The sequence below is a fragment of the Microbacterium sp. Se5.02b genome, from assembly GCF_019464375.1.
GTDB lineage: Bacteria > Actinomycetota > Actinomycetes > Actinomycetales > Microbacteriaceae > Microbacterium.
The window spans coordinates 1,947,992-1,961,458 of sequence record NZ_CP080491.1 but is presented as its reverse complement, the minus strand read 5'-3'; the positions used below and the strand labels follow the sequence as shown (position 1 = coordinate 1,961,458).

Annotated in this window: 14 protein-coding genes, 2 tRNA genes and 1 pseudogene; 11 read left to right on the top strand and 6 right to left on the bottom strand. The window is 67.1% G+C overall.

All coding sequences use genetic code 11. The features are described from left to right. Nucleotides 1–117 precede the first annotated feature (117 nt). The 9 genes from K1X59_RS09705 (at nucleotide 118) to K1X59_RS09665 (ending at nucleotide 4,205) form a co-directional block, all read left to right on the top strand. The gene (locus tag K1X59_RS09705; protein WP_183152644.1) at nucleotides 118–387 is read left to right on the top strand and encodes a hypothetical protein; all 270 of its coding nucleotides are present in this window, start codon (nucleotides 118–120) and stop codon (nucleotides 385–387) included. A gap of 96 nt (nucleotides 388–483) precedes the next feature. Beyond that, nucleotides 484–556, top strand: a tRNA-Arg gene (locus K1X59_RS09700). A gap of 266 nt (nucleotides 557–822) precedes the next feature. Further along, nucleotides 823–1,395 carry a hypothetical protein gene (locus K1X59_RS09695; RefSeq protein WP_210274257.1) on the top strand — a complete coding sequence of 191 codons (573 nt, stop codon included), beginning with the start codon at nucleotides 823–825 and terminating at the stop codon, nucleotides 1,393–1,395. A 165-nt stretch (nucleotides 1,396–1,560) separates the two neighbouring features. Beyond that, nucleotides 1,561–2,187, top strand: a complete 627-nt coding sequence (gene orn / locus K1X59_RS09690) for an oligoribonuclease (RefSeq protein ID WP_183152643.1) — start codon at nucleotides 1,561–1,563, stop codon at nucleotides 2,185–2,187. Between the two features lie 36 nt (nucleotides 2,188–2,223). Next, nucleotides 2,224–2,296: transfer RNA gene (locus K1X59_RS09685), tRNA-His, on the top strand. A gap of 92 nt (nucleotides 2,297–2,388) precedes the next feature. After that, the gene (locus K1X59_RS09680; RefSeq protein WP_183152642.1) at nucleotides 2,389–3,018 is read left to right on the top strand and encodes a LysE family transporter; all 630 of its coding nucleotides are present in this window, start codon (nucleotides 2,389–2,391) and stop codon (nucleotides 3,016–3,018) included. A gap of 40 nt (nucleotides 3,019–3,058) precedes the next feature. After that, complete coding sequence (locus K1X59_RS09675) at nucleotides 3,059–3,406, top strand: metallopeptidase family protein (RefSeq protein WP_183152641.1); 348 nt, start codon at nucleotides 3,059–3,061, stop codon at nucleotides 3,404–3,406. Further along, entirely contained in the window at nucleotides 3,403–3,699 is a 297-nt protein-coding gene (gene clpS, locus K1X59_RS09670; protein WP_183152640.1) for an ATP-dependent Clp protease adapter ClpS, read from the top strand. The genes K1X59_RS09675 and clpS overlap by 4 nt, the downstream gene beginning before the upstream one ends. Nucleotides 3,700–3,716: 17 nt before the next feature. Continuing rightward, nucleotides 3,717–4,205, top strand: coding sequence for a DUF2017 family protein (locus K1X59_RS09665; protein ID WP_183152639.1), 489 nt, complete (start codon nucleotides 3,717–3,719; stop codon nucleotides 4,203–4,205). Here K1X59_RS09665 and K1X59_RS09660 read toward each other — a convergent pair. The 6 genes and pseudogenes from K1X59_RS09660 to gatC all read right to left on the bottom strand — a co-directional run bounded on the left by K1X59_RS09660 (nucleotide 4,202) and on the right by gatC (nucleotide 9,754). Further along, nucleotides 4,202–4,783: a hypothetical protein gene (locus K1X59_RS09660; RefSeq protein WP_183152638.1), complete on the bottom strand. Its 582-nt coding sequence runs from the start codon at nucleotides 4,781–4,783 to the stop codon at nucleotides 4,202–4,204. The two genes, K1X59_RS09665 and K1X59_RS09660, sit on opposite strands and share 4 nt — an antisense overlap. Next, nucleotides 4,767–5,084, bottom strand: coding sequence for a hypothetical protein (locus tag K1X59_RS09655; RefSeq protein WP_183152637.1), 318 nt, complete (start codon nucleotides 5,082–5,084; stop codon nucleotides 4,767–4,769). The genes K1X59_RS09660 and K1X59_RS09655 overlap by 17 nt, the downstream gene beginning before the upstream one ends. Nucleotides 5,085–5,121: 37 nt before the next feature. Continuing rightward, nucleotides 5,122–6,379 (bottom strand): annotated as a pseudogene (gene dinB / locus K1X59_RS09650) (DNA polymerase IV). Nucleotides 6,380–6,426: 47 nt separating this feature from the next. Continuing rightward, on the bottom strand, nucleotides 6,427–7,941 hold the full coding sequence (gene gatB / locus K1X59_RS09645; protein ID WP_183152635.1) for an Asp-tRNA(Asn)/Glu-tRNA(Gln) amidotransferase subunit GatB: 1,515 nt from the start codon (nucleotides 7,939–7,941) through the stop codon (nucleotides 6,427–6,429). Next, the gene (gene gatA / locus K1X59_RS09640; RefSeq protein ID WP_183152634.1) at nucleotides 7,941–9,458 is read right to left on the bottom strand and encodes an Asp-tRNA(Asn)/Glu-tRNA(Gln) amidotransferase subunit GatA; all 1,518 of its coding nucleotides are present in this window, start codon (nucleotides 9,456–9,458) and stop codon (nucleotides 7,941–7,943) included. The genes gatB and gatA overlap by 1 nt, the downstream gene beginning before the upstream one ends. After that, nucleotides 9,455–9,754 carry an Asp-tRNA(Asn)/Glu-tRNA(Gln) amidotransferase subunit GatC gene (gatC, locus tag K1X59_RS09635; RefSeq protein ID WP_136031845.1) on the bottom strand — a complete coding sequence of 100 codons (300 nt, stop codon included), beginning with the start codon at nucleotides 9,752–9,754 and terminating at the stop codon, nucleotides 9,455–9,457. Before gatC ends, gatA begins: the two co-directional genes overlap by 4 nt. Before the next feature lie 66 nt (nucleotides 9,755–9,820). Between gatC and K1X59_RS09630 the strand changes: the two genes are divergently transcribed. Both K1X59_RS09630 and K1X59_RS09625 read left to right on the top strand, forming a co-directional pair. Beyond that, a complete protein-coding gene (locus tag K1X59_RS09630; RefSeq protein ID WP_183152633.1) occupies nucleotides 9,821–11,521 on the top strand; it encodes a long-chain-fatty-acid--CoA ligase in 1,701 nt (566 codons plus the stop codon). A gap of 47 nt (nucleotides 11,522–11,568) precedes the next feature. Continuing rightward, nucleotides 11,569–13,404: a DEAD/DEAH box helicase gene (locus K1X59_RS09625; RefSeq protein WP_396652583.1), complete on the top strand. Its 1,836-nt coding sequence runs from the start codon at nucleotides 11,569–11,571 to the stop codon at nucleotides 13,402–13,404. The last annotated feature ends 63 nt before the right edge of the window (nucleotides 13,405–13,467 follow it).

The window sequence follows — 13,467 nt, the reverse complement described above, 5'->3', positions numbered from 1 at the left end:
CGTGGACAGTTCGCGGGATCGCCGAACAGTGCAGAAAAGGCAGGTCAGCGCGCATGTCGAGGAGAGCGCTTCAATGTCGGTGGTCGGTCATACGTTCGAACCAGGAAAGGAGTTCCGATGTCCGACAGCCTGATCACGTCTCTCCCCGAGGTGCCCTACGCCACGCCTCGCCTCGCGTCCGCCGGCGAGCACCTCGTCCGTGCGGCTGACCACCTGTGGAGAGTGCAGGATCGGAGGGAGCACGTGCTGGGGCACCTGCGCATCGTCGCCCACCCTCTGGGGCTCCGATACCGCGCAGAGCGTCTGCATCTCGCGACGAGTCACTTCCGCGTCATCGGCGAGTTCTGGAACGCCGACGATGCGGTGGCAGCACTCCGCTACTGCTGACGCCGTCGCGGTTCTGCGGCGCGAGGGCGCGCGCAGTGCGTCTCGTTCCGCTCCGGGTTCCGGAGACGTCGGGGAGGCGGGTACCCTAGATGCCGCCCCCTCGTAGCTCAATGGATAGAGCAACGGCCTTCTAATCCGTCGGTTGCGCGTTCGAGTCGCGCCGAGGGGACAGTCCACGCGAGAACGCGCTGGTCACTTGGAATCCCCTCGCCGCGCTAGCGCCATCGAGGGGATTCTGCGTCCACGCCACCGCGCTCTTGTGCCGCCGCAGTGTTCTTGTGCCGCCGCAGTGCTCTTGTGCCGACTACCTCGACGGGAATGGCTCTCGCGTCACTTCTCCTGCCCCTCCGACTCCTTTCTCATGGACGACGTCTGGGTCGTCTGGAACGAGAGGAACGTGAACCGGTGGTAGACAAGAATGCGCAGCAATCTGGCGTGAGCAGGAGGACGATCGTCAAGGGGGCCGCATGGTCCGTGCCCGTCGTCGCTCTGGCTGTCGCGACGCCGCTTGCCGCCGCGAGCGGGCCCATCCCGCCACAGGCAGCGCCGGGCGGGGGCCTGTCCGAGTGGCAGGGGTCGACGTCCGTGGGAACGTGGACGGTCTCGCAGCCGAACCGGGTGCAGATCAACGTCGCCCAGAACGTGGGGTTCAACGTTCTCGACCCCGACACGGGCGATGTGGCAGATGCAGGAAAGTACACCTCAGGCGTCGTGAGCGTCACGATCCAGTGGGGCCCGGGCAGCGGGGTGACCACCCCGACGAGCTACCGCATCGAGGAGCGGAATCTGAACGGCTGGGTTCGCGTCGGACCGCTGCCGGCAGAGGGGACTTCCGGCACGGTCGAATACACCCACGCGGGGATCCTCAACGGCGCAGCGAACATCGCCCAGCTCCCCGTCGTGTGGCTCTACCCGAGCGCGGGCGGGGCTCTCACGCCCACGTACGTCAACACGACATTGTCGGCCGAGTTCCTCAGCGAGAAGACCTCGGGAGCGCGCGTGCCCTAGGCAGCTTCCGAGACTCGTACTCCGCGCACACGCGTCCGACCCCTGCCCGGCCCCGACGGCCAGGTGGGGGTCTCTCGCGTCGCGCGCGTCGCAGCGGCCGAGACCTACCGGAGCACGGGACGCACTCCCGACGGTCTATGTCGGAGCCGTCGATAGTATGGCGAGATGGTATCTGCGTCCGACAATGATCGTCTCGTCTGGATCGACTGCGAGATGACGGGGCTCGATCTGGCAGTCGACGAGCTCGTCGAGATCGCCGTCGTCATCACAGACTTCGAACTCCGCCCCGTCGATCCCGGTTTCCAAGTGGTCATCCGACCCAATGACACCGCGCTCGCGAACATGAACGACTTCGTCACCAAAATGCACGAGACGTCGGGGTTGATCACGGAGATCCCGCACGGAGTCTCACTCGAAGAGGCCGAAGCCGAGACGCTCGCCTACATCCGTCGTTTCGTGCCCATGGAGCGCAAGGCGCCCTTGGCAGGCAACACGATCGGCACGGACCGCATGTTCCTCGCCAAGTACATGCCGAAGATCGACCAGTGGCTCCATTACCGGAACGTGGACGTCTCCAGCATCAAGGAGTTGTCCCGACGCTGGTACCCGCGAGTGTTCTTCCAAGCGCCGCTCAAAGACGGCGGGCACCGCGCTCTCGCCGACATCCTCGAGTCGATCCGCGAACTCCGCTACTACCGCGAAGCCGTGTTCGTCGAGGAGCCCGGCCCCTCGAGCGACGACGCACGTGAGATCGCCGCGCGCACGGTGTCCGAGTTCACTCCGAACATGTAATAGACTCGTATGGTTGCCTGCTCCGGCAGGCACATGGTGGGTATAGCTCAGCTGGTAGAGCGCTGGCTTGTGGTGCCGGATGTCGCGGGTTCGAGTCCCGTTACTCACCCTCTCAGAGAAGGCCCGAATCGCGAGATTCGGGCCTTCTCCGCATCCGGCACGACAAATGGATCGACCCCGCCGCACCCCTAGACTTACAAGGTGTCACTTGCGGTCTGGTTCTCACTGCTGACCGCGAGCGTCGTGATCAGCTTCACCCCTGGCGCGGGTGCGATCAACACGATGTCCAATGCCCTGAACCAGGGATGGCGGCGCTCCATCTGGGGCATCATCGGACAACAGATCGCCCTCGTGGTGCACGTGGCGATCGTCGCTGCCGGTGTCGGGCTTCTCGTGTCCCGCTCCGAATTCCTCTTCAATGCGATCCGTTACGCCGGCGCCGCCTACGTCGTGTTCCTCGGCATCCGCCTCATCCTCACACGTCCCGTCGCCGACGTGGACGACGGCGACGTTCCCATCGACTCCAGGGAGAGCCACTGGTCGATGATCCGCAGAGGGTTCTGGGTCAACCTGTTGAACCCGAAGGCGATCGTCTTCTTCCTCGCGTTCATCCCGCAGTTCATCCGCCTGGATCAGCCGCCGATCCCCCAGTACCTCACGCTGATCGCCACGGTGATCGTCGTGGACGTGATCGTGATGTGGGGATTCTTCGCCGCTGCGGCCCGTCCCTTCCGACGGCTCACCCGCTCCCCGCGCGGTCAGCGGATGCTGAACACCGTCTTCGGCATTCTGTTCATCGCCGTTGCGGGCATCCTCGTTCTTCTGCACTGAACGGTGACGATGTCGAGTGTCCGGCTCTAGGCTGGAAGAGATGGAGATCGATACCGCCGCCTTCGAGGAGATCGTGATCGACGAACTCGATCGACTGCCCGATGACATGGTCGAAGGGTTGGAGAACGTCGTGTTCGTCGTCGAGGATCGCCCGGAGGACGGCAGCCTGGATCTGCTCGGACTGTACGACGGCCTGGCGCTCACGGAACGGACGCAGTACGGGATGGGAGAACTCCCCGACCGGATCGTCGTCTATCGCGAACCGCACTTGGCGCAGTGCGAGACCGAGCAGGAGCTCAGGGACGAGATCCACACGACCCTGGTCCATGAGATCGCCCATTTCTACGGTATCGACGACGAGCAGTTGCACGAGATGGGGTGGGCATGATGGCGCCGACGGCCGTGCCAGCGCTCTCCGAAGACACAGACCTCAGCGCGGCACCGCTGGAGCCGTGGCAGGTCGTGGTGTGGAACGACCCCGTCAACCTCATGAGCTATGTCGTCCGGGTCTTCCGCACCTACTTCGGCTACTCCCTCGATCGCGCGACCGCGCTGATGCTCGCCGTCCATCACGAGGGACATGCGATCGTCGCCTCCGGACCGAGAGAGACCATGGAGGTGCATGCTCAGGCGATGCACGACTTCGGTCTCTGGGCGACTGTGCGTAAGGCGGCGCAGTGAAAGGCGGGACTCTGGTCATGAGCATGACGTTGATCGAGGAGATCCACCTCGCACGCTTGATCGACGACTTCATCGAGCTGGTCGACGGGTCTCGCGACACCGACGATCCTGCCATCGGACGACTGACCCCGAGCCCGTATCCGGAGGACTCCGAGGCGGCAGCCCAGTTCGCGGACTCGACACGCGATGATCTCCTCGAGCGCCGTCTCGCCGACGCGCGCCACGCACGCGTCGCACTCGATGAGTTCGCGTCCGGTGCTGACCAGCTCACGGAGGAAGAGGCGATGAGCATACGCGAGGTTCTCGTCCCCTCCGCAAGCATCGACGCCTGGCTTCGGACGCTCACGGCCATTCGTCTGGTGATCGCCACGCGGCTCGGGATCGCGGACGACGACCACGCCGGAGGATCCGGGCCTCATGACGTCTATGAATGGGTGGGGTACCGCCTCGAGATGATCATCCAGGCGGCTGACGACGCAGATGATCTCGACGGCCACGACCTCTAGGGAACTTCGACGATCCTCGTCGCCAGCGACCGCGGATCGTCGCGCTCGATGTGACGTCGTTCCTGAGCCGCCCATCTGTCCCAGTGCGGGCGGTAGGTATCGCCGTCGCGTGCGAGAGCGCGGGCCTTGCGAGATTCCTCCCCCGACTCCACCCACACCCTGACATCCGCGAGGCCTGCCGTCGACGGGCGCAGGATGCCGCTGCCCTCGACGATCACGCCGAGAGCAGGATCGACGGCGTGGCTCTCCGCCTCCTCCTGCGCCGCCCAGTCCCACCGCCGCCACGTTCCGAGGTATCCCCGACCGTGCGGACGCAGGATCCACTGGAGTGCGCGCTCCGCGCCGTCGTCGAGCCCGTCCCAACCGGGATAGAGCGAGTCGAGCGCGATCAGCTGCACGTTCCCGAGGACGGGCCACCGGCGCACGAGCCGCGCAGCGAGAGAGGATTTGCCGGCGCCGCTGCCCCCATCGATCAGGACGACAGGATTCGCCGCAGCAACGGCACGAACGTCCTGCTCGATCAGCGCGGCGGCATGCTCGAGCGCCGTCGCGACCGGGTCGTCACTTCTTGAGGGCACGGATGATGCGGGAGAGAGCTCGGCCGGCGACCCAGACGAACGGCACAGCCACCACGAGCAGCGTGACGATGTTGGGTTCGAAGCGCAAGCCTTCTTCTCGCCGGACATATACACCCACCGGGACCGAGATCCCGCCGCCTCCTCCACCCTCTCCACCCTCGGCGCTCCCGCCGCCGAATCCGGAGTAGGTGAACGCGACCGGCGTCACGCTCACTCCGTCGACGTCTTGAGGCTCTCCGTATGCGCTCTTCACGCCGAAGGCCGCGGCCTGCTTCCCGAGTTCCAGTGCAATGTTCGGCATACCCCCACGGTAGTCGAGGAACGCAGCCCCCGGGGGATCAATCCAGGCCGTGCGCCTTCGGATGCTGCACAGCACCTCGACCGTCTCCGCGACCGATGTGCCGCGCGCGACTGATCGTCGCTGTACCGAATCGTGCAACGGCCTCATCGACCGCTCCCTCGACCCGGCGCCAGTCCGCGTCGTCGTCCCAGAGTCCCATCCCGCCCCCTCCTGCCGGACGTAGATTCTCGGCGCGGACGCCGACCAGGCGCACCGGATCACGCCTGTCGATCTGGTCGAACAGGGAACGAGCTGCCTCGCCGATGCGCTGACCGACCGCCGTCGGTTCGCTCAGCGTCTGCGACCGACTGAGCGTGCGGAAGTCATCGAAACGGATCTTGATGGCGACCGTCGACGTCTCCCAGTCCGCCCGCCGCAGGCGCGCGGCGACGCGATCAGCGAGTCGGAGGAGCTCGGCGCGGAGGAAAGAGCGGTCGACGATGTCCTGATCGAAGGTCTCTTCATGTCCGATGCTCTTCTCCACCCGCTGCGTGTCGACGGCGCGTGCGTCTTCTCCCCGCGCGAGCTGCACGAGACGTGCGCCGAGCGCCGGGCCCACGGCACGATCGACCATGTCACGCGGGGCATCGCGAACGTCTTGCACCGTGCGGATGCCGCGGGCCTCCAGAGCCTCCGCCGCCTTCGGCCCCACTCCCCACATGGCGCGGACCGGTCGAGGCGCCAGGAAGTCGAGGGTCGCGCTCCCCGCGACGACGAGCATCCCCGTCGGGCTTCGCGATCGTCGAGGCCATCTTCGCCACGTGCTTCGTCGCCGCGACGCCGACACTGCACGTGATCCCGACCTCGTCGCGCACCCTTTCGCGGATCAGCTCCGCGATACGAGCCGGACTCCCCCACAGCCGCCGCACACCCTGCACGTCGAGGAACGCCTCGTCGACAGACAACGGCTCGACCAACGGCGTGAACGACTCGAAGATCGCCATCACCTGCCGCGACACCTGCTGGTAGCGGTGGAAGTGCGGAGGGACGACACGAGCGGAGGGACACAGCCTCAGCGCCTGCGAGACGGGCATCGCTGCGCGCACACCGTAACGCCGCGCTTCGTACGACGCACTGGAGACGACCGACCTGCCGTCGGGCGCACCGATGATCAGGGGAAGCCCGCGAAGCGTCGGATCGTCGAGAACCTCGACGGCCGCATAGAACGCATCCATGTCGACGTGCAGGATGCGAGTACCGGTGTCATCGGCGTCGGCGAACGAGACGACGCGCCCTCGTCCGTCACCGTGTCCCATCGGACCATTCTCCCCCGGACCTCGGACATGAGGCCCGGGGTGACGCGCTACTGGGCCGCGCGCTCGAGAATGAGCTCACGGACGCGGGCGGCATCCGCCTGCCCCTTCATCGCCTTCATGACCGCGCCGATGACGGCACCGGCCGCCTGTACCTTGCCGTCCTTGATCTTGGCCATCACATCGGGCTGAGCCGCGAGTGCATCATCGATCGCTGCGATCAGGGCACCGTCGTCCGAGACCACGGCCAGACCACGTGCGTCCACGACCTCCTGCGGAGTCCCCTCACCGGCGATCACACCTTCGAGGACCTGGCGGGCGAGCTTGTCGGTCAGCGTTCCCGCATCGACGAGCGTCTGCAAGGCCGCGACGTTCTCGGGGCTGATGAGTTCGGTCGCTTCCTTCTCCTGGGCGTTGGCCAGACGACTGATCTCTCCGGTCCACCACTTGCGCGCTGTGGCCGGGGTCGCGCCGGCGACGATGGTGGCTTCGACCGCCTCGAGCAGTCCGCCGTTGCGCACGTCCTGGAACTCCAGGTCGGTGAAGCCCCATTCGGTCATGAGACGGCGCCGACGAGCGACGGGCTGCTCAGGGAGGGCCGCGCGCAGCTCGGCGACCAGATCGGCAGGCGGCTCGACCGGCAGCAGGTCCGGCTCGGGGAAGTACCGGTAGTCGTCGGCGTCGGACTTCGGGCGTCCGGGAGAGGTGGTCCCCGTGTCTTCGTGCCAGTGTCGCGTCTCCTGCGTGATCGTTCCGCCGTCTGCGAGGATCTGCGCCTGACGCTGGATCTCGTACCGCACGGCGCGCTCGACCGATCGCATGGAGTTGACGTTCTTCGTCTCGGTCCGGGTTCCGAGCTTCTCCTGGCCACGGGGGCGCAGCGAGACGTTCGCGTCGCAGCGCAGGTTGCCGCGTTCCAGACGCGCTTCGGAGATGCCGAGGCCGCGCACGATGTCGCGGATCGCCTGGACATACGCCTTCGCGACCTCCGGAGCACGGTGCTCGGTGCCGAAGATCGTCTTCGTCACGATCTCGACCAGCGGGACGCCCGCACGGTTGTAGTCGACGAGCGAGTATTCGGCGCCCTGGATGCGCCCGGTCGCTCCGCCCATGTGGGTCAGCTTGCCGGCGTCCTCCTCCATGTGCGCGCGCTCGATCGGGATCGTGATGAGCGTGCCGTCTTCCAGTTCCACCTCGACCGATCCCTCATACGCGATCGGTTCGTCGTACTGCGAGATCTGGTAGTTCTTGCCGAGGTCGGGGTAGAAGTAGTTCTTGCGGGCGAAACGACTCGACTCCGCGATCGAGCAGCCGAGCGCGAGACCCAGACTGATCGACGAGCGGATCGCGGTCTCGTTCACGACGGGCAGCGAGCCGGGCAGACCGAGGTCGACCGGAGCGATGAGGGTGTTCGGCTCGGCCGCGTGATACGCCTCGTTGGCCGGGTTCGGCGCGTCGGAGAACATCTTCGTGTTGGTGTTGAGCTCGACGTGCACCTCGAATCCGAGGACCGGCTCGAACAGCTCGAGCGCCTTGTCGAAGTCCATGAGCTTGGCGGCGGCCATCAGCGGTTCCCTCCTGCGAGCTGCGGTGCGCGGGTGAGCAGCGGCGCACCCCACGAGTCGACGAGCAGCGTCTCGAGCGCGGCGCCGACCTTGTAGAGACGCGCGTCCTCGCGTGCCGGAGCGATGAATTGGATGCCGACAGGCAGCCCGTCCTCCTCGGCGAGACCACTGGGAATCGAGATGCCCGGCACGCCGGCCAGGTTCACAGGGATCGTGGTGATGTCGTTGAGGTACATCTGCAGCGGGTCGTCGATCTTCTCGCCGAGCTTGAAAGCCGTGGTCGGCGCCGAGGGCGTCGCGATCACGTCGACCTCGGCGAAGGCGTTCGCGAAGTCCTGCTGGATGAGCGTGCGGACCTTCTGGGCGCTGCCGTAGTAGGCGTCGTAGTAACCCGCGGAGAGGGCGTACGTGCCGAGGATGATGCGGCGCTTGACCTCGTCGCCGAAGCCGGCGTCGCGCGTGGCGGACATGACGTCCTCGACCGTGGGGTTCCCCTCAGGTGTGACCCGGAGGCCGAATCGCACGGAGTCGAACTTGGCGAGGTTGCTCGATGCCTCCGCAGGCAGGATCAGGTAGTACGCGGCCACTCCGTACTCGAAGTGCGGTGCGCCGATCTCGACGATCTCGGCTCCCTGCGCCTCCATGAGCGCGAGGGCACTGCGGAAGGATGCCGCCACACCGGGCTGGAACCCGCTGTCCGGGAGCTCCCGGATCACGCCGACCTTGAGTCCCTTGAGCACGTCTCCGCGCGCTCCCTCACGAGCAGCTTCTGCGAAGGACGGCCAAGCGTCGGTGAGCGACGTGGAGTCCTTCGGGTCGTGCCCGGCGATCGCATCATGCAGCAGTCCGGAATCCAGGACGGTCCGGGAGACAGGGCCCACCTGGTCGAGGCTGGAGGCGAGAGCTATCGCGCCGTAGCGGCTCACACCGCCGTAGGTGGGCTTGACACCGACGGTTCCGGTGACGTGCGCGGGCTGACGGATGGAGCCGCCCGTGTCGGAGCCCAGCGCGAGCGGAGCCTCGAACGCCGCGACGGCGGCAGCAGAGCCGCCGCCGGAACCGCCGGGGATGCGATCGAGATCCCACGGGTTGTGCGTGGGACCGTAGGCGGAGTGCTCGGTCGACGACCCCATGGCGAACTCGTCCATGTTGGTCTTGCCGAGCGGGATCATGCCGGCGGCACGCGACCGCGCGACGACGGTGGCGTCGTACGGCGAGCGGTAGCCGTCGAGGATGCGCGAGCCGCTCGTGGTCGGCTGGTCTGTCGTGACGAGGACGTCTTTGATCGCGAGCGGCACACCGGCGAGCGGACCGAGGGCCTCACCGGCGGCGCGGCGGGCGTCGATCGCGGCAGCGGCCTCGATCGCGCCCTCGTTGACGTGGAGGAACGCGTGGACGTCACCGTCGACGGCGGCGATGCGATCGAGGTGCGCCTGCGTGGCCTCGACGCTCGACACTTCGCCCGCAGCGAGCTTCGCCGCCAGGTCGGACGCGTTCAGCCGGATGATGTCGCTCACTGCTCTTCTCCCAGGATCGCGGTCACACGGAAACGGCCGTCGGCGGCATCCGGGGCGTTCTGGAGCACCTGCTCGTGCGTGAGCGTCTGGCCCACCACGTCGGGCCGGAACACGTTGCTCAGCGGGATCGGATGACTCGTCGCTGCGACGTCGGCAGTGGCGACCTCCGACACCTTCGCGATGTTGTCGACGATGGCGTCGAGCTGGCCCGTGAGCCGCGTCACCTCGTCGTCGTTCAGCTGGATGCGCGCGAGCACGCCGAGATGGCGCACAAGATCAGGGGTGATTTCAGACACTCCCCCAGTCTAGTTGGCGTGCCTCCAACTCCCGAGCCCTCGTCACAAGCGTCCTATGCTGGGCGGGTGAGCACGTTCCACCCTCCTCGCCCTTGGATCGCCAGCTACGCCGCCGGAGTCCCGGACGACCTTCCTCCCGTCGAGGGGTCGCTGGTCGACATCGTCGCCGCCTCCGCACGCGACTACCCCGATGCGCCGGCGCTCCAGTTCTTCGGACGCGAGACGACCTACGCCGAGCTGCAGGCCGCGATCGACCACGCTGCGGCGGGTCTGCGCGACCTCGGCGTCCGTGCAGGCGACCCCGTCGCGATCGTCCTGCCGAACTGCCCACAGCACATCGTCGCCTTCTACGCCGTGCTCCGCCTCGGCGCCGTCGTCGTCGAGCACAACCCCCTCTACACGCCTCGCGAGCTGCGCAAGCAGTTCGAGGATCACGGCGCGAAGCATGCGATCGTGTGGAACAAGGTCGTATCGACCGTGCAGGAGTTCCCGGCCGACCTGGCCGTGACGAACCTGATCTCCGTCGACGTGACGCGTGCCATGCCGTTCCTCACCCGCCTCGCGCTTCGACTTCCCGTCGCGAAGGCGCGGGAGTCCCGTGCGGCGCTGACCCAGAAGGTACGCGGAACGATCGCCTGGGACTCCCTGCTCTCGACCGCCCCGCTGCCCGCGACGCATCCGCGACCGCAGACCGATGACCTCGCGATCATCCAGTACACCTCCGGCACGACCGGCACACCGAAGGGTGCAGCGCTCACGCATCGCAACCTGCTCGCGAACGCCGCTCAGGCGCAAGCCTGGGTGCCCTCGATCCAACGCGGTAAGGGATGCGTCGTGTACGCCGTCCTGCCGATGTTCCACGCCTACGGGCTCACGCTCTGCCTCACGTTCGCGATGTCGATGGGAGCGCGACTCGTGCTCTTCCCCAAGTTCGACCCCGATCTCGTGCTCGACGTGGTGAAGAAGCACCCCGCCACGTTCCTTCCGCTCGTGCCCCCCATCGCCGATCGTCTCCTCACGGCGGCGAAGACGAAGGGGGTGTCGCTCGACGGCATCGAGGTCGCGATCTCCGGCGCCATGGCGCTGCCGCACGAACTGGTGGTCCCGTTCGAAGAGGCGACGCACGGCTTCCTCGTCGAGGGCTACGGGCTGAGCGAGTGCTCGCCCGTCCTCATGGCGAACCCGGTCGCCGACAACCGTGTACCGGGCACCGTCGGGCTCCCCCTGCCAGGCACCGAGTGCCGGGTCGTCGACCCGGAGAACCCGAGCGAGGACGTGCCGGCGGGATCAGCCGGCGAACTCGTCGTCCGAGGCCCGCAGGTCTTCTCCGGCTACTACGGGAAGCCCGAAGAGACCGAGGCGGTCTTCATCGACGGCTGGTACCGCACCGGGGACATCGTCACGATCGATGAAGCCGGCTTCGTGCGGATCGTCGATCGCATCAAGGAGCTCATCATCACCGGCGGCTTCAACGTCGCTCCCACCGAGGTCGAGAACGTGCTGCGTCAGCATCCGCAGGTCGTGGACGCGGCGGTCGTCGGCCTCCCCAACGAGCACTCGGGCGAAGAGGTCGTCGCCGCGATCGTGGTCGATGCCGGGACCGACGTCGACGTGGAAGCGATCCGCGAATTCGCCCGCGGCATCCTGACGCCCTACAAGGTGCCGCGACGCGTGTTCATCGTCGACGAACTCCCCACATCGTTGATCGGCAAGGTGCTCCGACGCCAGGTGAAGGAGAAGCTGGTCTCCCTGACGACCGGGGCCTGAGGTCGCCCTCACAGGCATCGATCGCCGCCGCGCGCTACCCTTGGGAAGTGACCCCTGAAGATGCAGTGCTGACCGACGCCCCCGAGGACTCCCCCGCGACCCCCGGATTCGAGGAGCTCGGCATCACCGGGCCTGTCCTCAAAGCCATCAAGGACCTCGGCTACGAGACCCCGTCGCCCATCCAGGCGGCCACCATCCCCACGCTTCTCGCCGGCCGCGATGTCGTCGGCATGGCCCAGACCGGAACCGGCAAGACCGCGGCGTTCGCACTCCCCGTGCTCGAGCGCCTCGACGTCTCGCAGAAGACGCCACAGGCCCTCGTCCTCGCCCCCACCCGCGAGCTCGCGCTCCAGGTGTGCGAGGCCTTCGAGTCCTACGCCTCGAAGATGAAGGGCGTGCACGTCCTGCCCGTCTACGGCGGGCAGGGTTACGGCGTGCAGCTGTCGGCCCTGCGCCGCGGGGTGCATGTGATCGTGGGAACACCCGGCCGCATCATGGACCACCTCGCCAAGGGCACGCTCGACCTGTCGCAGCTGCAGTACCTCGTGCTCGACGAAGCCGACGAGATGCTGAAGATGGGCTTCGCGGAAGATGTGGAGCAGATCCTCGCGCAGACGCCCGAGGAGAAGCAGGTCGCGCTGTTCTCCGCCACGATGCCGCCGCAGATCCGCCGCCTCGCGCAGAAGTACCTGCGCGACCCGGAAGAGATCAGCATCAAGTCGAAGACCGCGACCGGCACGAACATCACGCAGCGTTACCTCGTGGTGTCGTACGCGCAGAAGGTCGATGCGCTCACCCGAATCCTCGAGGTCGAGAACTTCGACGGCATGATCGTGTTCGTCCGCACCAAGAACGAGACCGAGACGCTTGCCGAGAAGCTGCGAGCACGCGGCTACTCTGCCGCTGCCATCAACGGCGACGTCCCCCAGGTGCAGCGCGAACGCAGCGTCAACCAGCTCAAGGACGGCAAGCTCGACATCCTCGTCGCGACCGACGTGGCGGCCCGCGGCCTCGACGTCGAGCGCATCAGCCACGTTGTCAACTTCGACATCCCGACCGACACCGAGTCGTACGTGCACCGCATCGGCCGCACCGGACGCGCCGGACGCTCCGGGGATGCCATCAGCTTCATCACCCCGCGCGAGCGCTACCTGCTCAAGCACATCGAGAAGGCCACGCGTCAGCAGCCGACCCAGATGCAGTTGCCCAGCACCGAGGACGTGAACACCACGCGTCTGAACCGCTTCGACGACGCGATCACCACCGCACTGTCGGAGACCACCCGCATCGAAGCCTTCCGCGACATCGTCGCTCACTACGTCCGTCATCACGACGTCCCCGAAAGCGACGTGGCTGCTGCGCTCGCCGTCGTCGCGCAGGGCGACAAGCCGTTGCTTCTCGACCCGGCCGACGACCCCCTGTCGAAGGCGGTCGAGGCCGACAACCGACCGCCGCGGGAACGCGCCGCCAGAGACTCCCGCGAGCCGCGCACGGAGCGCCGCGGACGCGGCGACTACGCGGCCTACCGCATCGAGGTCGGCCGCCGTCACCGCGTCGAGCCCCGTCAGATCGTCGGCGCACTCGCCAACGAGGGCGGACTCGGTCGTGACGACTTCGGAGCGATCAACATCCGACCCGATTTCTCCATCGTGGAGCTTCCTGCGAACATGGATCGCTCCGTGCTCGAGAAGCTCCGGGACACGCGCATCTCCGGACGCCTGATCGAGATCAAGCCCGACCGGGGACCCGGCGGTGCCCGCCGGAGCGGTCCGCGGGACGGTCGCGACTCCGGCGACCGATTCGAACGACGCGACCGCGACGACCGCCCGGCCCGCGACAGCCGCGACGAGAAGCCGTTCCGCAAGCCGCGCCACAAGAACTGACGCTCTCGCGCGGAGCGGGGTTCTCCGCTCCGCGCGAGTCGAGGCGCGCGCTCGGCCAGCCCT